Genomic DNA, 22,571 nt, shown 5'->3' with positions numbered 1-22,571 from the left:
AAAAAGCGTGAGAGGTAATTCCGCGAGAAAAAATGTTTTATCATCTTTATGCTATATTATTCGTCATTTTCCAGGGCTTGGATAAGCGGATCATTCGCGACCGGGGTTTGCCCGACTTCTTCAAGCTGTGTTCGTAGCTTTTGGATCACCCGTTTTAGTTCCACCATACGAATTTCGCGCCCCGCCGTGAGATCTACAAACTTTTGTAACTCTGTTGTCCGCTTTTGGATGCGCTTTTCCATCTCGTTGGCATCTTGAATTACGTGTTCGTGCAAACGTGCATTTTCAATTGCCTGCGCGGCCTGGGTCGCAAAAATAAATGCTAGCTCAGCTTGCTCAGGCAGATAGTCATTGAAGTGAAAACTATCCAGAGTCAGGAAACCAATCAGGGTATCGCGGGCGATCAATGGTATGCCCATCCAACTAGTGATATTTTCGAATAGACCCCAATTTTCAAAACGGGAGTCTTCTTTGGTATTTTTCAAAATTATGGGTGCTTGTGTTTTCTTTATCTCGTTAAAAAGTTCATTATCGTCAGGAAAGACACGCCCTTTAATTGACGGCGAGATTCCATGATCTACCATCACCCGAAAGCCATCCTTTTCACTGAGAAAAATAGCTCCACTATCCATCGGCAGGACTGCTTTAATTTGTTCAAGGAACAGTTTCAATACTGTATCCAAATCAAGCGAGGTGGATAGTGCAGTAGAGATTTTGTTAATTACTTCAAGTTTTTGGGCGTGTTGCTGGACCTCTTCGTATAAACGGGCATTGTTAATAGCAACTGCTGCCTGATCTGCCAGCAATTCCAAAATGCGCAGTTCACTTTTGCTAAATTTGCGTGCGATCTCCGTGGCGACATTCATCACCCCTACAACCTGTTTACCATGGAGCAATGGCAAGCCGACGATAGCACCCTCCAACGGCCAATTCTGAAAGATTGGGCTTTGGCTCATATCATTCACAACAAGGGTTTCTCCACTGCGTGCCACCGTATACGTCAGTCCATCTTTGCGTGGTTCGGAAAAAGGCTCTTCCTGGCGGCCATCCGCCCAACGCACGGCGCCGAAATGGAGGGCTGTCCCATCATAGGTAAAGATGTGGGCGTCATCAGCAGGCACCAATTGTAAAACATATTCCAAAAGTGCATCAAGGACAGCTGGTAAAGATAGATGGGCGGTCAGGCTCAGGCTGGCCTTGCGCAGCGTTTCGAGCCGGAGCGTATTTTGCTTAAGTTCTTCTTCAGCTTGTACCCGTTCGGTGATATCCTGGATCGTTCCAACCATACTGATTGGATTTCCCTGATGATCAAATTCAAGCCCCCCTAAACCATGCACCCATCTCTCCTCTTTGTCAACTGCCCGAATAATGCGATATTCTTTATCGAAACGATGGTGCTGTGCCAACACATCATCTGCAAAATAGTTCTGCATCATTTCCCGATTATCTGGGTGAAGAATACTCACCCAACCATCCACATCGAGTTGAAATCCCTCGTCAATACCAAAAATACCCTTTAAGATTTCACTGCTTATCCATTTCCCTGTAGTTATATCCAGTTCGTAGGAGCCCAGCTGGGCAACTTTTTGAGCTTGTTGAAGAAAAGCTTCGTTCTCGCGCAACGATAGCTCTGACTGCACTCGCTCAGTAATATCTTCCAGACTACCTTCATAATGAAGAATCCGCCCTTCAGCATCACGCACCACTCGAAATGTATCTTGGACCCAAATGAGATTTCCATCATACTGACGAATTCTCATTTCAAATTTATTCACAATATCAGTCTTTTCCAGTTCCGCCAACTCAAAATTACGATCTTCAGGAGTTTTAAACAAATCAGCCGCATTTACACTCAACAATTTTTCCTTGTCCGGGTAACCAAGCATCTGAACAAATGCAGGATTTACATCCAATATCTGTCCATCTGGAGTAGATCGATAAACTCCTATTGGTATTTCTTGAAAGAGATTTCGATACCGTGTCTCACTCTCTTTGAGAGCCGCTTCAGCTTTTTTGCGGGCGGTGATATCAATAGCTGTGCCCAAAATATATGGCTCTATATCCTGATCATCAATAATGCTGACATCTTCTAAAACCCAAACCGGGGCGCCATTTTTATTTCGCAAACAATTTTCTATATTTTTCAACGTACCATTCTCTTTAAGTAATGATAGAAACTTGTCTTGATCTGAAAGGTCGAAATATAAATCAGTTGTACTCTGGGCTTGTAAGTCGGCAAGTGTCTCATGGCCCAATAAATCTATAAAAGCATTGTTGGCGTCCAATATTTGCCCATTAAATGTAGAGAGATAAATTGGCGCTAAACTTCGCTCAAAAAGCATGCGGTAGCGTTTCTCGTTATCATGCATAGCTTGTTCTGTTAGCATTCGTTCTGTGATATTTTTGAATACAATCTGCACAGCGGGCTTACCTTGGTATTCAATGACATTCCCTAATGTTTCAAGATTAAAAATGCTGCCGTCACCCCGCAACCCCTTGAATTGATAATGGCTGATTTTTTTCTCTCCTGATTCCAGCAACTCGATTTCCGTTTTAAAATTGCTCCAGCTTCCAGGAGCAACGAGATCCTTTACGCTCAAACTGATCAGATCGTCAGGTGATGAAAAGCCATATAAATCAGCAAGCCCTTGATCGCAATACTGAATGACCTGGTTTTGAATAATCAGAATACCGACCAGTGAATTATTGAGCATTTCTCGATATTTGGCTTCTGATATTCCTAAAGCCTCGTTTTGCTTACGAAATTTGGAAAGTAAAAAAACACTGCTGAACGCCAGCATCGCGATCAATATTATCAGCAAAGCAACTCCCCATATTGGCCAGAACAGAAACCCTTGTCCAACCATATAAGAAAGTGGGGGACGATCATAATTTCCAACACGAAAGTCAAATGGGAGGACAACAGCTTTCTGTCCTACAAAGAATAGAGGAAGAAGAAAGAGAAAATAGGGATGTTTGGATTGCATCGGTTCTACCAGCCTTTCGTATAAGAACGCTTGATGATAATCCCCTAATGATGATCTTACCTTAACCTTAGTTGGATATACCACAAAATATATCCTTTTTTTTTTCGATATAACTTCAAAAAGCGGCAGATGAAACAAAAAATTCTATCCATCTTTCACAGCCCCCTCACCCTAACCTTACCATACCCGCTAAGTACTCCGTCCATCAGGATGGAGAACTGTTTATTTCCTATTTGGATTATTTTTTAATAATGCAGTATTGATCACTTTACTCATATGGTATTGTTATCGGTTGCATGATAGAGAATATACGATTAAAATTTCACATCGTTTCCCAAACCTATTATACTCAAAAGATACCCTGACTTAAGGGCATGTTATACTCGCAAAATTGAACTGAAACTTCTAAAATCCTGCGGGGTTGTTATAAACAGCCCTGCAGGTAGGAATTGCTGGTGTCAAAACAAGAAGAAGAACATAACGAAAAAGAGATACTCAAGCAAGCTTCTCAGGGCAATCAGGAAGCGTTTGGCTTCCTCTATGAGAGCTACGTTGACCGTATTTTCAACTACATCTATTACCGAACAGGCAACGTTCATGATGCAGAGGATTTAACGGCGCGTGTCTTTCAACGGGCGATGAAGCATATCCCGAAGTATCAAGACCGCGGTGTCCCCTTTTCTGCCTGGTTGTATCGAATAGCCCACAACCTCGTCGCCAATTGGCATCGCGACCGCAGCCGCAAGCAGGAAATAGCCATTACCGATATGATGGCGCTCCCGGCAAAGCATGAGCATCCTGAAATTACCCTTGTCCGAACGGAAAAACAGGATGCCTTGCTCCGCTTGATCCGCAACTTGCCCCCGGATCGTCAGCAGTTGCTAATTCTAAAATTTGTCGAGGGCTACTCCAATGCAGAGATTGGCAAAATAATGACCCGCAGCGAAGGCGCGGTCAAAAGCCTCTATCATCGCACTTTACTGGCTTTACGTGATCAAGTGGATAGCTTGACAATTGAGATTGAAGGAGAATAGCTTATGTTACATATTGTTACCGATGGCGCCGCAGATATGCCTCCCGAATGGGGAGAGGAATACGATATTCACACCATCCCCATTAACATCCAGTTTGGAGATAAAACTTTTCTCCAATTCATTGACCTCGATTTTGATAGCTTTTATGAAATGGTTGACGAGACCAAAACTGTACCGAAAACCTCACAGCCCTCTCCGCATCAGTTTGTTGAGTACTATAAAAACATTGCAAAAGAAGGCGATACGATCTTGTCCATGCATGTAACAAGCAAACTGTCGGGGACATACGCGTCATCTGTGATGGCGGCGGAAGAACTAAAAGATACCTATAATATAATCCCCGTCGATTCGGCAGGTGGCTCCATGGGACTTGGTTTCATGTGCCGTATAGTGCGTGAAATGGATCGGGCAGGAAAAAGCATTGAAGAAATACTTGCCTATATTGAAAGAATTAAGTATAAAGTTCAGATCATTTTGACTCTCGATACCCTCGAGTACGCCCGGATGAGCGGCAGGGTCGGCACATTATCCGCTGCGCTGGCTTCGGTCCTGAATGTCAAGCCGATCGCCGTACTCAAAGAGGGTGTTGTAGATATGGTTGAAAAAGTAAGAACCCGCAAAGCTGCGCTAAGCAGAGTCCTTGAGATGGGACAGGAAGTCTACGGAACGCAGGAAGTTTATCTGAGCGTAGTCCATGCGCGCGATCTCGAATCTGGCGCTCGTTTATTGGATGAGGCCAAGAAAATTTTCAACACAAAAGACGCTGTTCTTACTGATCTCTCTGTTTCTTTAGCAACCAATTTTGGGCCTGGCACAGTTGGGCTCGTGCTCTATCCCGTGGAGTAAGCACATGAAAAGGCTAGAAAAACGTATCGAATCAGCCAAAGAACAGGTGGATACGTTAGAAAAAACTCTTTCGGGCGCATTGAAACCCGTCCACCCTCCTGCCGATGTTATCCAACGTCTGAAAAATCGGATTGGCAGTCTTGAACCGTATCATATTGCCAAGCGGTTAACCAATTGGGAGTTGTGGATCATCACGGTTGGCAGCGTGATGTCTGTGGCAATGGTCATCCTGACAATTGCCCGAGCCATATACTATTTCTTTGGGCGTCAGAGAGGTAGTACGGCGTAGGTATAAATATATCCAGCTGAGGAGTGGGTTTCAAACCCACTCCTCCTGCGTTTAATGATCCCAATCAGGGGTTAGGGCGGAACAGATTTTCTTGGCCTCAGCAACCAAATCCACATCAACGGGGAAACGGAAATCCTTCGTGACGCGCAGCCGTAAAAAAGCGGAAGCCTGCCTAAGGTCGGCGGGCGTATCATCCATTTCACCCAAAAATTTCAGCAGATCATAGGCACTCACGCTGGGGGGTTTAATCCCGTGCTGAATCAGATATTCCCGAATAGCAATCCCTGCTGCACGACGAGCGCAAACACGCATCTTCCCCTGATTTTTCGCGTCGAGTGCCTCCTGGGCCATCTTAAATTCTTCGTTGAGTTCTGTTTTCCAGTTGGTCATTCCGCGATTATAATCTAGCTTTATTGTATAAGGAGAACCGATGAAAAAAGGCAGCTTACTCGTTTTAATCACTTTAGCGCTGATCGCAAGCGCTTGCCAACCAGCGCAACCCGTGGCTACAAAAATTTCTGCGCCCGCAATAAATGGCGATCAGCCCTATCAGATCAGCGGTACGTTTGAGTATACTAACGATATTATCACCACCTATTATGTCGAGCAGGCGGTGGCGTTGGTGGATATCTATGGTTTTATCACCCGCGACCGAGAATGGGAAATTCCGATTGCCTCGCAAACGCTGGGATTCCTTGAACTCGACACCGAAACGATGCAGGGCAGCTATACCCTCCAACTTCCTGCCCGCCCCTTTGGAACCTTTGCCGATATTGATAACGATGATAAGGAAGATATTGGGTTGCAGGTTTTTGCGGTCTCCTATTGGCCCAACCTGACTGGCGGACCCTACTCGGAAGGCGACGATCTTTCGTTGGGTTGGCCGACCTATCTCGCTTCGATCATCACGGATACCGAAAATGAAGATGAGATCATCAGCGGGGATTTGGTGATCTGGGCTCCGGATAATGAGCAGGAGTTTCCCTCAGGGTTTGGGGAGGATGGAAAGCTTTTCACCGCGGACGATCCAGTTGCTCCCGTTTCAGCAGGATATTCTGTCGTCAATATTGATGCGGAACCCTTCACCATTTCACGCGATCCTGAACCCGAGCTGACACTTTACGAGCCAGAGGATGTCGCTATCAAGCAATTTTCAGACGACAGCTACACACAATCTTTTGAGAAGATGTTTGAGATTGTAAGCAAAGAATATGCTTTCAACGGTGTTGAGGGCAAAGAACCCAATTGGGATGCGCTCTACGCCGAGTTGATGCCCCGCGTGGAAGATGCTGAAAAAAGTCAGGATCCTGGCGCTTTCTATTTGGCCTTGCGCGATTTCACCTGGGCTTTTAATGATGGACATGTCGGTTTAAATGGCGGCGAAATAGCCCAGCAACTCTTTATGGATGCTATTGCTGGCGGATATGGATTCGCCATTCGCGAGTTGGACGACGGGCGCGTAATGGTCTCTTATCTCCTCGAAGGCGGGCCTGCTGATCTGGCAGAGATTTTTGAAGGCGCGGTCGTAACCCATTTTAATGGGAAGCCGATCAAAGAGGCTATCTCTGAGGTCAAGCCCTGGTCACAACCCCACTCCACAGAGTTTGCCCTCCGCTATCAACAAGCACGATATTTGCTCCGTGCCCCGATGGGGACAGAGGCTGAAATCGCTTTTATCGATCAAGAAGGAACAGAACAAACCGTCAAACTGAGCGTGATCGGCGAAGGGGAATCTTTCAACAATACTTCGATTTACAGTGAGGCCGACCCCAGCGCGCTGCCGGTCGAATTCCGCCTGTTGGATTCTGGCGCGGGATATATCAAGATCAATTCCAATTATGACGATCTCAATCTGGTGATTCGCCTTTTCGAAAGAGGCTTGAAAACTTTTGAAGAGTTGGATGTGCCTGGCATCATTATTGATTTGCGGGAAAATTCTGGTGGCGCGCCCCTGGAGCTGGCAGGCTTCCTCCATGACGAGGAAATCGTGATGGGGCAGTTGGAATATTATAGTGAGAAGACAGGAGAATTTGAGCCAGAGGGCTTACCCAAAAAAGTAATCCCCTATCAAAACCAATATGATTTCGATAAAATGGTTTTGCTTGTTGGGCAGGCTTGTTTTAGTGCCTGCGAAATCGAATCCTATGGTTTCAGCCAGGTGCCAGGAATGATCGTAGTAGGGCAATATCCTACCGGTGGCGTAGAGGCTGAGGTAGCACGCGGGCAATTTGAACTTCCCGAAGGCTTCTCGCTACAAATCCCGACCGGGCGTTTCAAATTACCTGATGGCAGTATTTTCCTGGAGGGTGTTGGCGTTCAGCCGGAAATTCGCGTTCCAATTGACGAAACGACCCTGTTTACCAATGAGGATCTCGTTTTAGCCACTGGAGAGAAAATTGTCCTGGAACCAATTTCGCTGGGCGTTGCCCCATCTGGACCACCACAGATCGCCAGCATCGAGGAAACACAGGCACGGCTGGAAGAAGGCGATGTTCAACAACTTGAAGAAAGAGCAACTGAGGTATATTCCGAACTTGAGTTGGCCCAAATGGATACGCCGCTCACGTATACGGTTACGCTCTCCACAGACGATGATATTCTCTGGGTCTGGGGGTGGTGCGCTGCAACAGAAGAGATTCTGGCAGACAATCTCACAGAAATCGAATTGAACTTTACACTCGACGGAGAAAGTATCTCGTCAGAACAATTTGCGAGTTTCGGATACCCTTATCAGGAGCAATCCTGTCAGGTTTACTTTGCCTCACTATATGAGTGGCCTGTTGGCGAACATCAACTCAACACGACAGCGAGCTGGGGTTCTGTCCTCAATGACGGGGCAATGGAATTCCCCACTGGCTCTCAAATTTATGAGTACACGGTTTATGTAAGTCCATAACTTTAAACGTAACCGCCAGGACGCCAAGAAAACCTTGAAACTTGGAGGCTTTCATAAGCGACTAAAGTCGCTACTACGGCAATATATGATTAGGTTCTAAACAAAAAGACCCCGTTCCTTCAATCAGGAACGGGGTCTTGACATAATAAATATCTAATTCACAAAGCGATATTTGAGCAGGGCCCAAATCGCTTCAAAAGCATCATAAAGTTTGATCTTCTTGCCATCCGAATAATCACGCGGATTAAACGTGATCGGCACTTCAAAAATGCGAACTTTCTTTTTGAGAATTTTTGCCGTAAATTCCGGCTCAAAATTAAAGCTGTTTGAGTGAATTGTGATTCCATCCAGCACTTCACGGCGAAAAACTTTGTAGCCGGTTTCCATATCAGTCAAAATATTATTATAGAGAATATTGGTCGCCAGTGTAAGTAGTTTATTGGCGATCATATGCCAGAACATGGTGGAACGGCGTGCGCCGCCTAAAAAGCGGGAACCATAGACCACATCTGCTATACCCTCTTCAATTGGCCTTAAAATGGCTGGGTAATCACGCGGGTCATATTCAAGATCGGCATCCTGGATGAGGAAAACATCGCCCTTTGCACTGGCAAAACCAGTCCGCACAGCTGCGCCTTTGCCCTGATTCTTCTCATGCAAAATAACACGAATACTGTCTTTCCCATCCAACTCTTTCAAAATATCGCGAGTTCCATCGGACGAGCCATCGTCTACAATAACGATTTCCCAAGGCAGGTCAGTTGCTTGAACGCGTTTCAAAATTTCGCGAATATTTTGAACTTCATTATATACGGGGATTATCACTGAGAGATTCATGGGAAAGATTATAAACTCAATTCGCCAAATTGGCGACTGGTTTTACAAATTCTATCATCTGCATACAACCACAATCCCTATGCTCACATGGAATAAGTGTGCCAAAATGAATGGGCTGCGTTACAATAGAATGATGAAAACGTTCAAATTTCCGCTAATTCTCCTTATCGTTTTGCTGATTATCGGCCTGATCTCTGCTTGCAGTATGGAAGTTTCAAAAGCAGAAGATACAGCGATTCCAACTTCTGGAATCATCACCGCAACTTTATATCCAACATTTACACCGCGAGCAAGCGCGACCCCATTGCCTGCTACCGCAATCCCAAGTGTTGACCCGGTTCCGGGTAAGGTAACCGCGCAGATTAACGTGCGTAAAAGTCCCAGCACAGCGAGCGAATCTGTAGGGTTGTTGAATATCAACAGCGAGGTTCAGATCATCGGTGTAGACGCCAGCGAAGGTTGGTATCAAATCTATTTTGTTTTGCCAAGCGGGGCCCGCGGCGAAGGCTGGGGGGCGGCAGATTATATCTTAACCGATAGCAAACCCAATGTCCCGGTAACGGCGGGGGGCAGCTCATCCACCAGCGAAGAAGAAACGAATGGGCAGGTTACACAACAGATCAACGTCCGCCGGGGACCAGGCACAGGGTTTGACGCTCTGGGGATATTGAACAGTGGAGATGACATCACCTTACTGGGAAAGAATCTGGGCGGGACATGGCTTCAAATTGAATATTTTTCTGGCGATGATGGAAAAGCCTGGGTTTTTGCATCTTACGTACAAAGCGATGAAAATGAAAATTTGCCAATTGTCGCAGAGGCAGAAAAATTGGCAACAGAGATCGCCGCTACTGCTATCCCAATTTATTCACCAGCCCCCGAAGATAATGATTCTACTGAAGAGCCTGCCATCTCTGTAATTTTTTCAGCCACAAATTCCCGTGCATTTAACTATAGCAGTGATCTATCTTCCCCTGATGGGGATGCGGAGGACTGGATTGCATTTCATCCCAACTCGGCAGTGAGTGACCGGGTAAACTTGCTCATAGATCTAAGCTGTACAGGGAATGGAAGTTTGATCGTGGAGCTATGGCAAGGCGGGATCTTATTAACACAATGGGGGGCATTGGAGTGTGGCGACAGCGACTATGCATTGAGCATGTTTCGTGATGAGACCTATCAATTTCGCCTGGTCGCCAAGCGAGCTCGCAAGCTAGAATATATAAACTATACTTTGCAGGTTCGAGCTGCGCCTTAGAAAGAGGGAGTGGCTAAATAGGTGTGTATCAAAGTGGCAATGCTATGGCTCTGCGGGGATTTGTAATCCCTGCTTTCACAGGAAAATCGCTGGATTATAAATCCAGCCAGAGCAGATCATTATTTTAGTTTCATACGAAAATAGCCACTCCCTAGAAAGGTAGTCTTGCTCAGTAAAGTAGGAAATCTTTCTCGTAATAACCTTAGATTATGTGTGAATTGTCCTCCCGAAAAGCGACTGAAATCCTGTATATTTGATGTTTGTCCAGGAAAAATAATCCCTGAGAAAATTTGTTCATCTAAAAGATGAATTTTTTTAACAAAAAATCATGTGATTTCTTGTACAAATTTGACATTTTATGGTAGATTTATCCCATCAAATAAATCCATTTCATTAAATCGAGGATCATATGGAAAAAAAGAAAATTCCAGATATTATTATTGGTAGACTTCCCCTCTATCTTCGCGCATTAAATCGTATGGCTGCGAATGGTTCAGCGATATCATCATCGAAAGAATTGGGTGAATGGGTAGGCATATCTGCTGCACAAATTCGTAAAGATATTTCGCAATTTGGGGAATTTGGCAAACAGGGTACTGGTTATAATATCGAATTTTTAAGTAGGAAAATCCGGGAAATTCTGAATATAGATCGTATTTGGGATGTTGCCATCATTGGCATGGGTGATATCGGCCATGGGTTAACTGAATATCAGGGTTTTCGTAATCGCGGTTTTCAGGTTACTTTAGTCTTTGATAATTCTCCTGAAAAAATCGGGACAAAAATCGGAGATCTTGCTGTTCAGGATACTGCCGATATGGTTGATACAATTAATAAAACAGATGTAAAAATTGCGATGATTGCTGTTCCGGCCGACCATGCTCAAACAGTTGCAGATGAACTTCTAAAGACCGGTGTCAAGGCTATTCTCAATTACGCTCCAATTCGCATCAACGTCCCTGATAATATCCGCGTACAGTATATTGACCCAGCTACTCATCTGCAATGGATGACTTATTATCTTTAAGATCCGTTCAAAAACAAAAAATTTTCAATAAAAAAAGCTCCTGATAAAATTCGGGAGCTTTTTTATGTTCTAGACTTTTGGCAAACTACGCTGTAATACGGGATATAGTTCCAATCCGCGCACGGTTCCTTCAACAACACAAGTCAGGGGATTATCCACCAAATAAGCCGGGATGCCCAAAGCTTTTGTGAGTAGTTTATCAATGCCCCGCAAGAGCGCACCACCACCACATAAAGCCACGCCACGGTCAATAATATCTGCTACTAATTCAGGCGGTGTTTTCTCGAGGACACGCCGCCCTGTTTCGATGACATCCTTTAGCGGATCCTGCAAGGCTTCAACAATTTCACCTGTCGTTAGCGTGATCGGACGGGGCAAACCCGTGACCTGGTCTTGCCCCTGAACTTCCATGCTTTGTTCCTGGTCCTGAGGGACAGCCGCGCCAATTTTAATTTTCAATTGCTCAGCTGTAATCTGACCAATGACGACCCCATACTTTCGACGTATGTAGGTAATGATGGCCTCATCCATGTCAAGACCTCCTGCGCGAAGCGTTTCGGCGGAAACAATCCCATACATTGCCATGACAGATGCTTCGGTTGAGCCACCGCCCAGAGAGATGACCATATTTCCAGAAGGTGAGCTAATCGGCAGATCAATGCCCAAAGCAGCAGCAGTCGTTTGCTGAATTAGATAAGCCTCTCGGCTGCCCGCTTCCAGTACCGCTTCGTAAACCGCACGGCGTTCTACACTGGTCACGCCATAGGGAACAGAGATCATCACACGCGGACGAAAAATACGCATTGAGCCACCGACCTGTTGTAAAAGATAAGACAGCAAAGCTTCTGTGATTACATAATCGGCAATCACCCCATTTTTGAGAGGACGTACAACTTCAATATTCTCAGGAACACGCCCATACATATTAAGGGCTTCCTGTCCTATTGAAACCATTTTCTCAGACATCCTCTCTTCGTCAACTTCAATGGCAACAATAGTCGGCTCATTGAGCAATACTTGCGTATTGTCAGCGAGCCGAGTATTAATTGTTCCGAGATCAATGCCTAAATCTTTTGAAAAGATGGCCATTTTATTCTTCTGTCTGGCGGGTAGCTTGTTTTTTACCTTTACGATATCGGCGTACAGCATCCAGACGTAAATTAGAACGATGCAGGGCTGCTGACATAGCTAGATAACGATCAGAGTCGGGCGGAGGTCCTTTCTCCATATATTCTTTTGCACGCTGCTGGGCGGCTTCTGCACGTGAAATATCAATATCTTCCACATTCTCAGCCCGGTCAGCGAGAACTGTCACAATATTTGGTTGTATTTCAGCCACACCTCCCGCAACGGTGAAGTTTTCTTCATCTCCACCTTTGCGCACCTGTACAACACCAAAATTTAGCGTAGTCAGCAATGGGGCATGATTCGGTAAAATGCCCATAACCCCGCTTGTACCGGGGATGACCACGATATCAACATCGCCTTCATAGAGCGTCTTATCCTGAGAGACAATTTCACAGCGAATTGGCATAGTTTTCTTCCTTATATTATAGTACTAAATACCAGTCAGATCGGTCAACTTAGAGAATATAGAAATTGCTGACCAAATTCTGAACCTCGCTACCTAGGCTGCCTCGCTCATTTTCCTGGCTTTTTCTACGACATCCTCAATTGTTCCTGCCATCATGAACGCCTGTTCAGGCAAATCATCGTGCTGGCCATCCAGGATTTCGCGGAAGGAGCGGATAGTGTCCGCAAGGGGAACATATACACCTGGAATGCCGGTAAACTGTGAAGCCGTAACAAAAGGTTGGGAGAAGAAGCGTTCAATCTTTCGAGCACGAGATACCAGAAGTTTATCATCTTCGCTAAGTTCGTCTACACCAAGAATTGCAATGATATCCTGTAAATCTTTATAGCGTTGGAGAACCTGCTGAACTTCGCGGGCAGTACGATAATGCTCGTTACCAACAATATTTGGATCAAGAATCCGGCTGGTTGAGGTTAATGGATCAACCGCGGGATAAATGCCTTTTTCTGATATCGAGCGCTCAAGTGCGATGGTCGCATCGAGGTGGGTAAATGTTGCTACAGGAGCAGGATCGGAATAATCGTCTGCGGGAACATAAACGGCCTGCATAGAGGTGATAGAACCTGTGCGAGTGGAAGTAATGCGTTCTTGCAACTCACCCATTTCGGTTGAGAGAGTAGGCTGGTAACCTACGGCCGAAGGCATACGTCCAAGCAACGCGGAAACTTCCGAGCCAGACATGGTGAAACGAAAAATATTATCAATAAAGAGAAGTACGTCCCGGCCTTGATCACGGAAATATTCTGCCATCGCAAGAGCTGAAAGAGCCACTCGAAGACGCACACCCGGTGGTTCATTCATTTGACCGAAAACCATCACGGTATCTTTCATGACGCCAGATTCGAGCATTTCTCGGAAAAGGGAGGTTCCTTCACGGGTTCGCTCGCCAACACCGGCAAAAACAGAATTGCCTTTATGAACTCGAGCAATTGAGGAAATCAACTCTGTAATTACAACTGTTTTACCGACACCTGCACCACCAAAAATACCCGTCTTCCCACCCTTGGTAAACGGAGCAATCAAGTCGATCACTTTAATCCCGGTTTCGAAGATTTCAACGCTCGTGGCCTGCTCAGCAAACGAGGGCGCTTGGCGGTGAATGGGATAATATGTTTCGGCTTTGACCTCGCCCATCTCATCCACAGGTTGACCAAGAACATTAAAGATACGCCCCAAAGTAGAGAGACCAACGGGCACCATAATTGGTGCTCCTGTCGCAACAGCATCCACTCCACGGCGGAGACCGTCAGTCGTATCCATTGATACTGTTCGGACCCAATTATCCCCCAAATGTTTCTGGACTTCTAAAACCAGCGGAGTTGTGCCCTCACGCTCGATTTCAATTGCTTCAAAAAGTCCGGGGAGTTGCCCCTCTGCAAACTCTACATCCACAACACCACCTTGAACTTGTACAACCTGGCCTGTATTATTCGCCATTATTGCCTCCATAAACGGTTATCTCTCTGACTGAGCGAGTGCTTCTGCGCCGCCAGCAATATCAAGAATATCGCCAGTAATTGATTGCTGACGAACCTTGTTATAGTCTAATTGCAACGCACCAACCAACTCGTGCGCATTATCCGTCGCGTTACGCATGGCAACCATACGCGCAGCATGTTCGCTCGCTAGAGATTCAAGCGTCGCCTGGTAAACCTGCAATGCAGTAAAGCGTGGAATTATCTCATTTAATATTTCTTCGGCATCTGGCTCATAAATATAAGCCGCAGCGATCTTTTGTTGTTCCCCATACTCCTGAACCAAATCATCACTGTCATCCAATTCAAGAGGGAGAAGCTTTTTGATAACGGGCTCCTGCTTGGCCATACTCACATAATCTGTATATACCAAATAGACCTCGTCCACATTGCCCTTCAAAAACTCTTCTACAGCAAGATGCCCGATAGAGGATACATCCATAAAGGATGGAGCCGCAGGCAAATCACTGAACTCTGCCACCACATTTCCACCACGGCGCATGAGTAAATCACGACCTTTGCGCCCAACGGTGATGTATTGGGTGGGGGTATTGTAGTTTTTGAAATTCTGCATGTTGAAACGGATAATATTAGTATTATACGCACCTGCCAAACCACGATCACTACTAATTAATAACACTAAGGTATTCTTGACCTCAGTGCGTTCGGTCAAAAGTGGATGTAAAGTGCTACGCCCAGGCTGTCCTGCGACATGTCGCAATACTTGCCAGGCCTTATTTGCATAGGGTCGTGTGTTTTCAACCTGCTCAACTGCTTTGCGCACCTTGCTGGCACTAACTGCCTCGAGAGCGCGAGTGACCTGTGCAATATTTTTTACACTCTGAATACGGAGCCGCATTTCTCGTGCTGAAGCCATAAATTACCTCCGCTTTCTACGCTTGCCACGTATTCCTGAAGATCTCAAGAGCCTGACGCAATTTTGCTTCGGTTTCATCACTGATGCGTTGATCATCCGCCAGGGCTTTACCAATTTCGGGATGCGAATTCGCCATATATCGTAGCAAGCCAATTTCCCAAGCGCGCATATCTTCCAAGGGAACCTCATCTGCGAAACCGTTCGTCCCGGCAAAAAGAGTGATAACCTGATTTTCAAGTGAGACCGGTTCATACTGAGGTTGTTTTAAGATTTCCTGCATACGCTGACCACGTTTAAGCTGACCTTGAGTAGCGGCATCCAAATCGGAACCGAATTGAGCAAAAGCAGCCAACTCACGATAAGCAGCCATATCGAGACGCAATCGACCCGCAACTTGCTTCATTGCCTTTGTCTGGGCTGCACCACCCACGCGGGATACCGAAATACCCACGTTGACAGCCGGGCGAATACCAGCATTGAAGAGGTTCCCCTCGAGGTAGATCTGCCCATCTGTAATGGAAATTACGTTGGTGGGAACATATGCGGAAACATCACCGAGGAGTGTTTCGATGATCGGGAGCGCAGTTAACGATCCACCAGTGCCTGCAACTGGAACAATCTTTACGTCTTTCAATTCTTTTGCAGCTTCACTGGAGTTATGTACTGCGATAGGACCTGCATAAACTTCACCGTTGACAGCGTCTTTTTCAGCAGCCATCTCGCCGGTGAAATCATTTTTAACGATCACGTATTTGGTATCAACGCGAGCAGCACGTTCCAATAAGCGAGAATGGAGGTAGAAAAGATCACCAGGGTAGGCTTCACGTCCAGGCGGACGACGGAGAAGCAATGAAACCTGACGATACGCCCAGGCATGCTTGGAAAGGTCGTCGTAAACAACCAAAGCATGGCGTCCGGTTTCCATGAATTCTTCACCAATAGCGCAACCAGCATAAGGAGCAATGTATTGCAACGCGGCAGCTTCATCAGCTGAGGCCAAAACGACGATGGTGTGTTCCATCGCGCCATAGCTTTCGAGCATGGCAACCGTTCGCGCAACCGCGGCTTTCTTTTGACCGATGGCAACATAGATACAAATCAGGTCTTTGCCTTTTTGATTGATGATCGTATCCAGCGCTACCGCGGTCTTTCCTGTTTGGCGATCACCAATGATCAACTCACGCTGACCGCGTCCAACGGGAATCATCGCATCAATGGCTTTAATACCGGTCTGGACCGGAGTGTCCACATCCTGGCGGCCAATTACACCAGGGGCGATCCGCTCAATCGGTCGATAATTGCTAAAAGGGATCGGACCCTTGCCATCGATTGGTTCACCAAGGGCGTTGACCACACGTCCAACCAATCCATCGCCAACAGGCACAGAGGCGATACGTCCAGTAGAGCGGACGCTCATTCCTTCTGCAATTTCATCATATTGACCCATGATGATGACACCAACACTGTCTTTTTCAAGGTTGAACGCAATGCCCATGACACCATTCTGGAACTGAACCAGTTCCTGTGCCCGTACATTTGCCAAGCCCTCAACACGCGCGATACCATCACCGGCTTCAGTTACTGTTCCAACATCACTAATTTCAACCTCAGGATCAAATGCATCGATTTGCTGCTGAAGGTCACCCGTGATTTGTTTAATCAGATCTGACATAAGTCCTCCACGTTCATCACAATTCAAGATAATTAATAACGATTAGTCGGCATCTTGATTCCGCCATAACACACAACTGCCCGAATAAGGATCACCTATCCGGGCACAAGTTCAGATTGTACCGTGTTTTTGTATGGGTTCTAAAATCCATGCAGTTTAACACTCTTAACATTAAATTTGTTCCAATTACAGAACTTGATAATCATACCTGAAAGCAGAGTTATTGTCTATAATAAACTGAAAACGCCGCTTCCCAACAACGAAATTCTTAAAAATATAAGCCTTCTCATACGCTCTATTATGGTATAATCTCGCCGCCTTTAAAGGCGAAACGGAGAGGTCGCGTAGTCTGGCCTAGCGCGCACGCCTGGAATGTGTGTAACCTGCAAGGGTTCGCGGGTTCGAATCCCGCCCTCTCCGCCAGAAAAACAAGGACACGAAGTTTCGTGTCCTTGTGATTTAATTCTTATCATCCATGTTATACTTTGGTCGATTTCCCCTTATGAAGAAACAAACCCCTCAATCCCGCATTGTTTATTTCGCCATACTCGGTGTTGCACTGGCATTTTTAAGTGCGGCATATGGCCCTACTGCGACCGTTGCCCAGGTAGCCACCCCTACACCCACCTCTACTGTTGCTGACACCAGCTTGCAAATTGGCTCAACAAATGGGATTCTAACCCTGGCAATTATCATTACCCTGATCATTATTATTCCAATTTTATGGAACTTGCCTTTCTGGGTGAAGGATAACCAAAGAGAAAGCCAATTCTGACGGATTTGGCGCGCTTAAATATTTTTGAAAGATCCGAAAGATAAGAAACGGGGAAGAACTGGCGTCATTATCTAATTCGGGGATTTATATCACCTGATCCAAAACATCATCGTTTGAGCAGTCTGTTTAAATGGGAATATTTGCTGATATTTCGAGAAAGCAGCTTTAAATCTAAATAGCGCTTCTTTGCTCACACATCAGATTGTCTGGATTTCATTTAGCAATTTTGTAAAGCAAACCACAATTTCCGGATCAAAATGGACACCAGATTCAGATTCGATATAGTTTTTCGCATCCCTATGGGACCACGCCGGACGATATGGGCGTTCAGACGTAAGGGAATCATATACATCTGCAACTGAAAATATGCGCGCGGCTAATGGGATTTGTGTCCCTTTCAAACCATCGGGATATCCAGAGCCATCCCATTTTTCATGATGATATAGAGGAATATCCAGGGCTGGTTTCAAGTAACGAATAGGCGATAGTATTTGAAGAGCATTTTTCGGGTGTTGGCGCACAACCTCCCATTCCTTGGGTGTTAGTGAGCTAGATTTAAATAGGATACTATCCGGAATACCTATTTGTCCAATATCATGTAAGGTAGCACCACGTTGGATATGAATCATTTTTTCATCAGGATAATTCATCATGCGAGCCAGGTTTAGAGTCATACTAGTTACACGACGCGTATGTTCATCTGTTTCATTATCACGCAAATCCAGAGCATGGGCCCAACCTTCAATTGTTGTATCGTAAGCTTGTTCAATTTCATCTGCCGAATATTGCTTGTCCTTAAAGAGCATCGCATTGTCTATGGCAATAGCAGCCTGTTTTCCTAAAGTCTCAAGGAAGTTTAGCCATTCTGTATCGGTTTGAATTGGTGAGCGGTGAAATATTTCAAGCACACCCATCAAATCGCCTTTAGCAATCAATGGAACAGCATAGTAATCTACAAACCCCTCTTGAGAAAAATTTGGAGAATATATAAGATCGTTTTGATGGTTTGGGAAAACTGTACTATGTATAATACGCCTTTCGAGAGCAGCTTTACCAGCACTCCCAACTCCTAGGCGCACAGAATGATTTTCAGGAATCGATTCTATAAATCCATAACCAGCCGAAAACTCCAGGCCGGTTCCGTTAGCATTCATGGTCAGAATATCAGCTGCGTCAACTTCTAATTGAGTTGTGGCGTGAGTAAGGAGCCTGGAAAGGGTTAATACCAGATCTGTGCTCGATGTAATCATAAAATCTATTGAGCGTATAGCCGCTAGCCATTTAATTTGGCGCTGAAGTTGATTTTCTTTTCGTTTTTGTTCTGTAATATTTTGAATGATGATGATAATGTGGCGGTTTTCGATTGGAGAAAATCGTGCATCAAACCATTGTTCCTTGCTGTCTAATGCCAGGCTGAATTTTAAAGAAATGGTTTTTTGCGTTTTTATTACCTTTTCAATAGTTTGTTCAGCTTGACTTCTGATCTCATGAGGTAAATAATCTTGAATATTCCTTTGCAAGGATATTCCAGAAAATGGGGAGAACTCATGGTCTTGGTCAACCTTAAAATCTAGAATTATTCCCTTTTCTTCTGTGAATATGACCAGGCCAGGAACGACATCAAACACTATTTGTAACGGGGACGTTGACATTCGCAGGAATGTATCTTGGGTGATTGCGTTGTTGCTCATTTATATTCTCATCATCGAAAATAGTATTTCCATTATTTTTGATCTTGTGGAATCAAAATACTAAATTCCTAAGTTTGAAGTTAGACTGTTTTGAAAACTCTTCGTATTGCTGTTTTGTTCTTATATAGATCAGAATAGGCACTAATTCCTAATGATGAAATCAGTTGACCTGCAAGTTCCGATAAAGATTTCGCATTAATTGAGGAAATTAGATCACGCTCGTGTTTGGTAAAGGCGAATTTTTCTCCCTGATAACCCATTTTTAGTGCCTGAACTGGATCGTTAAGCAGGAGGAACCGAAATTGTCTATTAACAACTGCTGCGGCAAGCAAGCGGGTTACTTCAGGGTGCGGACCCGTTGCATGAGCCGAGATGGTGACAGGGGGGGAAGTACGAAGTGTTGAAGTAGTCATAATTAATTAATCTCTTTCTTTATGTAGTGGTTGATAAGCAAGCATCCAATATGCTCCAAAGGCAAGCAATATATCTCCGGCACTATAAGCAACCTGGAACGAAAACCATTTTGGTAATAAAAACCGATCTGCCAACCATTCCAGTTGCGTCTCTTCAGGTAAGAGGAGTATGTCCTTAGTCTTACCGAATCGTTCATCGAGAAGCATCGACCGAACAATTGGGACCGGAACCAAATTCGATGCAGTATTTGGGCTAATTGGCATAAAACCTCCATTTATTGAGATTACTACCAAGTTAAGCATTAGTCCGCTGAGTAGAAGCCACATCCCGATTAGTTTTCGATTTAAGGTTGCAAATATTAATAATAATATTTGTGATGTAACTAAGCAGATTGCGGCCAGAGAATCCGGGATCAGATCACGTGTTACTGGCAAATAAAAGGCAAAGAACTGAGGGACAAATGCGACAACTGCTAGCCATGTGAAACGCAAATCGGGGGCTTGAAAAGCTTGTTTTTTTATACGCGCATTTAGCAGCCCAACTGTGATCCCAGCGAAGACAGATATTAGTAAGATCACTCTATTCTTATCTTATCCGCCGCCTCCACCTCCAATAGTAGGAGCGCCAGCGCCCAATACAAGCATGGCCAATGCCAATATGGCGAAAATCATTTGAATATGCGTGCGGTTAATCTTATTTGAGATTGTGAATAGTTGAGTTAGTTTGTTTTTCATGATATATCCCTTCCGATAGAATAAAATTTGAATAAGTGTGCCTATCATAACGGTAGCCAGGCTTCAAAGGTGGCTTCAAAAAATCAGCCCGATACAAAGACAGATATTAGTAAGTCACTCTATTCTTATTTTATCCGCCGCCTCCACCTCCAATAGTAGGGGCGCCAGCGCCCAATACAAGCATAGCCAAAGCCAATATGGCGAAAATCATTTGAATATGTGTGCGGTTAATCTTATTTGAGATTGTGAATAGTTGAGTTAGTTTGTTTTTCATGATATATCCCTTCCGATATAATAGAAATTGAATAAGTGTGTTTATCGTACCAGTAGGCAGGCTGCAAAGGTGGCTTCAAAAAACAGCCCTATACAAAGACAGATATTAGTAAGATCACTCTATTCTTATCTTATCCGCCGCCTCCACCTCCAATAGTAGGAGCGCCAGCGCCCAATACAAGCATGGCCAATGCCAATATGGCGAAAATCATTTGAATATGCGTGCGGTTAATCTTATTTGAGATTGTGAATAGTTGAGTTAGTTTGTTTTTCATGATATATCCCTTCCGATATAATAGAAATTGAATAAGTGTGTTTATCGTACCAGTAGGCAGGCTGCAAAGGTGGCTTCAAAAAACAGCCCTATACAAAGACAGATATTAGTAAGATCACGCTATTCTTATCTTATCCGCCGCCTCCACCTCCAATAGTAGGGGCACCAGCGCCCAATACAAGCATGGCCAAAGCCAGGATAGCAAAAATCATTTGAACATGCGTGCGGTTGAATTTGTGTGTGGCTGTGAATAGTTGAGCAAGTTTGTTTTTCATGATATATCCCTTCCGATATAATAGAAATTGAATAAGTGTATCTATCATAACGCTAACCAGGCTTCAAAGGTGGCTTCATAAAAACAGCCCTTAAAAGGGCTGTTTACAAAAACGTGAGAAAAATTGAAAAATCTAGGCAATTAATTGCAGGTAGAGATCCTCGGTTTCTTCAGCAGGGGGAATATCCAATCCTTCTTTTAAAGCTTGCTTGCATACTTGATATTGGCGAGCTATGGCAGAGCGGTCCCCCAGTATCGAAAAAGTCTTCATCAACAGGCGATGTGCTTCTTCATGACACGTATCTTGTTTGAGTACTTTCTGACAGGTAGTTTTAGCCATATCCGGCGCTTTATTTTCCAAATACAGTTTGGCGAGCTTCAACAAGGCAGAAATATGGAGTTGGCTTAAATGTTCTCGCTCGGACCAGACCCAATCCATATGGATATCAGATAAATATGACCCACGCACTAAATCTACAGCAGCCTGATAATGTTTGATCTGCTCCTGTATATTCGATGAATGGGTGGCTAGAGCCAGATGGGTTAAAAAAGTTTCCACATCATAATCGTAATCCAATGCAGGATTAAACGAATATCGATCATTTTCAAAGAGAATTGCTTCTGGCCCAAGTGCACGGCGGAGGCGATATAAATCATTTTTAAATCTCATCTTAAGTTTGGCAGGTTCTATATCAGGCCAAAAAACAAGGCCAATCTGTTCCTTGGTTTTAGCCTGAGAGGTAGTCAGAAAGTAAAAAAACAAATCACGGACAGCTTGAGTTTTCCAGTCTGAGGGGGTGATCGTTTTGCCATTGATTTTTACTTGACCACGACCCAAGGCTTGGATAGTTAGGCGTGGTGTTGCCATAGGAACTGCACTAACTATTCGGCGTAGATTTCTACGCGTCGTCGCGAGCTGGGCCTCATTCACTGCTACCTCATCCATAAAAGCACTGAGTATTTTGCCAATTATTGGGTCTTTTTGCATACCAACAAGCCATGGTCTAACTTGCCGGGCTTGCGATTCTATTGTATGAACAATCGATTTTTCCTTGGAGAGTGTCAGGACTTCATCTAGTTCTGACCGCGCTTCATTGATATCTCCACTTTGATATGCGGCAGAGGACAACCATAATTGACTCCAGGAATATTCTAGGGTTCGTCCATCCTGCTTGAAATGGCGTTTAGCTGCCTGAAGATTTTTGAGAGCCTGGGGAATATCCTTTTCTGTAACAGCAAGCCGCCCTCGTTCGAGATGAAACAGACCCTGCTCATAACTTGAATCGCTTTCTAGCAGTCTGTCGGAGAGCAAGCAGAGATGGCGAAAGCGGTGATAAACTACTG

At 44.8% G+C, this 22,571-nt stretch carries 23 protein-coding genes and 1 tRNA gene; 8 read left to right on the top strand and 16 right to left on the bottom strand.

Translation table 11 applies throughout. The features are described from left to right. Nucleotides 1–56 precede the first annotated feature (56 nt). Nucleotides 57–2,987, bottom strand: coding sequence for a PAS domain S-box protein (locus AC3DOM_RS04485; protein ID WP_487917827.1), 2,931 nt, complete (start codon nt 2,985–2,987; stop codon nt 57–59). 455 nt (nt 2,988–3,442) lie between these two features. On the opposite strand from AC3DOM_RS04485, the gene AC3DOM_RS04480 reads away from it, so the two are divergent. The 3 genes from AC3DOM_RS04480 to AC3DOM_RS04470 are packed head-to-tail and all read left to right on the top strand — an operon-like array spanning nt 3,443 to nt 5,156. Further along, a complete protein-coding gene (locus AC3DOM_RS04480) occupies nt 3,443–4,021 on the top strand; it encodes an RNA polymerase sigma factor (protein WP_487917826.1) in 579 nt (192 codons plus the stop codon). A 3-nt stretch (nt 4,022–4,024) separates the two neighbouring features. After that, nucleotides 4,025–4,867, top strand: a complete 843-nt coding sequence (locus tag AC3DOM_RS04475) for a DegV family protein (RefSeq protein ID WP_487917825.1) — start codon at nt 4,025–4,027, stop codon at nt 4,865–4,867. 4 nt (nt 4,868–4,871) lie between these two features. Further along, nucleotides 4,872–5,156, top strand: coding sequence for a hypothetical protein (locus tag AC3DOM_RS04470; RefSeq protein ID WP_487917824.1), 285 nt, complete (start codon nt 4,872–4,874; stop codon nt 5,154–5,156). Nucleotides 5,157–5,207: 51 nt separating this feature from the next. Here AC3DOM_RS04470 and AC3DOM_RS04465 read toward each other — a convergent pair whose 3' ends face one another. Next, nucleotides 5,208–5,546, bottom strand: coding sequence for a hypothetical protein (locus AC3DOM_RS04465; protein ID WP_487917823.1), 339 nt, complete (start codon nt 5,544–5,546; stop codon nt 5,208–5,210). A 40-nt stretch (nt 5,547–5,586) separates the two neighbouring features. On the opposite strand from AC3DOM_RS04465, the gene AC3DOM_RS04460 reads away from it, so the two are divergent. Next, nucleotides 5,587–8,052 (top strand): S41 family peptidase, encoded by a 2,466-nt coding sequence (locus AC3DOM_RS04460; protein ID WP_487917822.1) that lies wholly within the window; start codon nt 5,587–5,589, stop codon nt 8,050–8,052. 153 nt (nt 8,053–8,205) lie between these two features. Here the strand turns inward: AC3DOM_RS04460 and AC3DOM_RS04455 are convergent, their stop codons facing one another. Then, the gene (locus AC3DOM_RS04455; RefSeq protein WP_487917821.1) at nt 8,206–8,889 is read right to left on the bottom strand and encodes a glycosyltransferase family 2 protein; all 684 of its coding nucleotides are present in this window, start codon (nt 8,887–8,889) and stop codon (nt 8,206–8,208) included. A 133-nt stretch (nt 8,890–9,022) separates the two neighbouring features. Here AC3DOM_RS04455 and AC3DOM_RS04450 point away from each other — a divergent pair, with 133 nt between their 5' ends. Together AC3DOM_RS04450 and AC3DOM_RS04445 are read left to right on the top strand one after the other, a co-directional pair. Further along, nucleotides 9,023–10,147: an SH3 domain-containing protein gene (locus tag AC3DOM_RS04450; RefSeq protein ID WP_487917820.1), complete on the top strand. Its 1,125-nt coding sequence runs from the start codon at nt 9,023–9,025 to the stop codon at nt 10,145–10,147. A 409-nt stretch (nt 10,148–10,556) separates the two neighbouring features. Beyond that, nucleotides 10,557–11,174, top strand: a complete 618-nt coding sequence (locus AC3DOM_RS04445; RefSeq protein ID WP_487917819.1) for a redox-sensing transcriptional repressor Rex — start codon at nt 10,557–10,559, stop codon at nt 11,172–11,174. A 69-nt stretch (nt 11,175–11,243) separates the two neighbouring features. Here the strand turns inward: AC3DOM_RS04445 and mreB are convergent, their stop codons facing one another. The 5 genes from mreB to atpA form a co-directional block, all read right to left on the bottom strand. After that, entirely contained in the window at nt 11,244–12,263 is a 1,020-nt protein-coding gene (gene mreB, locus AC3DOM_RS04440) for a rod shape-determining protein MreB (protein WP_487917818.1), read from the bottom strand. Between the two features lies 1 nt (nt 12,264). Then, nucleotides 12,265–12,708 carry an ATP synthase F1 subunit epsilon gene (atpC, locus tag AC3DOM_RS04435; RefSeq protein ID WP_487917817.1) on the bottom strand — a complete coding sequence of 148 codons (444 nt, stop codon included), beginning with the start codon at nt 12,706–12,708 and terminating at the stop codon, nt 12,265–12,267. Nucleotides 12,709–12,801: 93 nt separating this feature from the next. Next, nucleotides 12,802–14,205: a F0F1 ATP synthase subunit beta gene (atpD, locus tag AC3DOM_RS04430; RefSeq protein WP_487917816.1), complete on the bottom strand. Its 1,404-nt coding sequence runs from the start codon at nt 14,203–14,205 to the stop codon at nt 12,802–12,804. Between the two features lie 18 nt (nt 14,206–14,223). Next, nucleotides 14,224–15,120 carry an ATP synthase F1 subunit gamma gene (gene atpG, locus AC3DOM_RS04425; RefSeq protein WP_487917815.1) on the bottom strand — a complete coding sequence of 299 codons (897 nt, stop codon included), beginning with the start codon at nt 15,118–15,120 and terminating at the stop codon, nt 14,224–14,226. Between the two features lie 16 nt (nt 15,121–15,136). Continuing rightward, nucleotides 15,137–16,792: a F0F1 ATP synthase subunit alpha gene (atpA, locus tag AC3DOM_RS04420; protein ID WP_487917814.1), complete on the bottom strand. Its 1,656-nt coding sequence runs from the start codon at nt 16,790–16,792 to the stop codon at nt 15,137–15,139. 333 nt (nt 16,793–17,125) lie between these two features. Here atpA and AC3DOM_RS04415 point away from each other — a divergent pair. Together AC3DOM_RS04415 and AC3DOM_RS04410 are read left to right on the top strand one after the other, a co-directional pair. Further along, nucleotides 17,126–17,215: transfer RNA gene (locus AC3DOM_RS04415), tRNA-Ser, on the top strand. A 79-nt stretch (nt 17,216–17,294) separates the two neighbouring features. After that, nucleotides 17,295–17,567, top strand: coding sequence for a hypothetical protein (locus AC3DOM_RS04410; protein WP_487917813.1), 273 nt, complete (start codon nt 17,295–17,297; stop codon nt 17,565–17,567). A 197-nt stretch (nt 17,568–17,764) separates the two neighbouring features. Here the strand turns inward: AC3DOM_RS04410 and AC3DOM_RS04405 are convergent, their stop codons facing one another. From AC3DOM_RS04405 to AC3DOM_RS04370, 8 genes are all read right to left on the bottom strand, one after another. After that, nucleotides 17,765–19,258: an HD domain-containing phosphohydrolase gene (locus AC3DOM_RS04405; RefSeq protein WP_487917812.1), complete on the bottom strand. Its 1,494-nt coding sequence runs from the start codon at nt 19,256–19,258 to the stop codon at nt 17,765–17,767. Between the two features lie 80 nt (nt 19,259–19,338). After that, nucleotides 19,339–19,671 carry a hypothetical protein gene (locus AC3DOM_RS04400; protein ID WP_487917811.1) on the bottom strand — a complete coding sequence of 111 codons (333 nt, stop codon included), beginning with the start codon at nt 19,669–19,671 and terminating at the stop codon, nt 19,339–19,341. Nucleotides 19,672–19,677: 6 nt separating this feature from the next. Beyond that, complete coding sequence (locus AC3DOM_RS04395) at nt 19,678–20,250, bottom strand: DUF5317 family protein (protein ID WP_487917810.1); 573 nt, start codon at nt 20,248–20,250, stop codon at nt 19,678–19,680. Nucleotides 20,251–20,262: 12 nt separating this feature from the next. Then, entirely contained in the window at nt 20,263–20,406 is a 144-nt protein-coding gene (locus tag AC3DOM_RS04390; RefSeq protein WP_487917809.1) for a hypothetical protein, read from the bottom strand. Nucleotides 20,407–20,536: 130 nt separating this feature from the next. Next, complete coding sequence (locus AC3DOM_RS04385) at nt 20,537–20,680, bottom strand: hypothetical protein (protein WP_487917809.1); 144 nt, start codon at nt 20,678–20,680, stop codon at nt 20,537–20,539. Between the two features lie 130 nt (nt 20,681–20,810). Further along, complete coding sequence (locus tag AC3DOM_RS04380) at nt 20,811–20,954, bottom strand: hypothetical protein (RefSeq protein WP_487917809.1); 144 nt, start codon at nt 20,952–20,954, stop codon at nt 20,811–20,813. A 130-nt stretch (nt 20,955–21,084) separates the two neighbouring features. Continuing rightward, nucleotides 21,085–21,228: a hypothetical protein gene (locus tag AC3DOM_RS04375; protein WP_487917808.1), complete on the bottom strand. Its 144-nt coding sequence runs from the start codon at nt 21,226–21,228 to the stop codon at nt 21,085–21,087. Nucleotides 21,229–21,360: 132 nt separating this feature from the next. Further along, nucleotides 21,361–22,571: AfsR/SARP family transcriptional regulator (locus tag AC3DOM_RS04370; RefSeq protein ID WP_487917807.1), on the bottom strand; the 1,211-nt coding region annotated here is incomplete at its 5' end.

The sequence above is a fragment of the Candidatus Desulfolinea nitratireducens genome (assembly GCF_982879505.1).
Note: the sequence above shows the minus strand (reverse complement) of the source record. Positions and strands in the feature narration are given on the sequence as shown.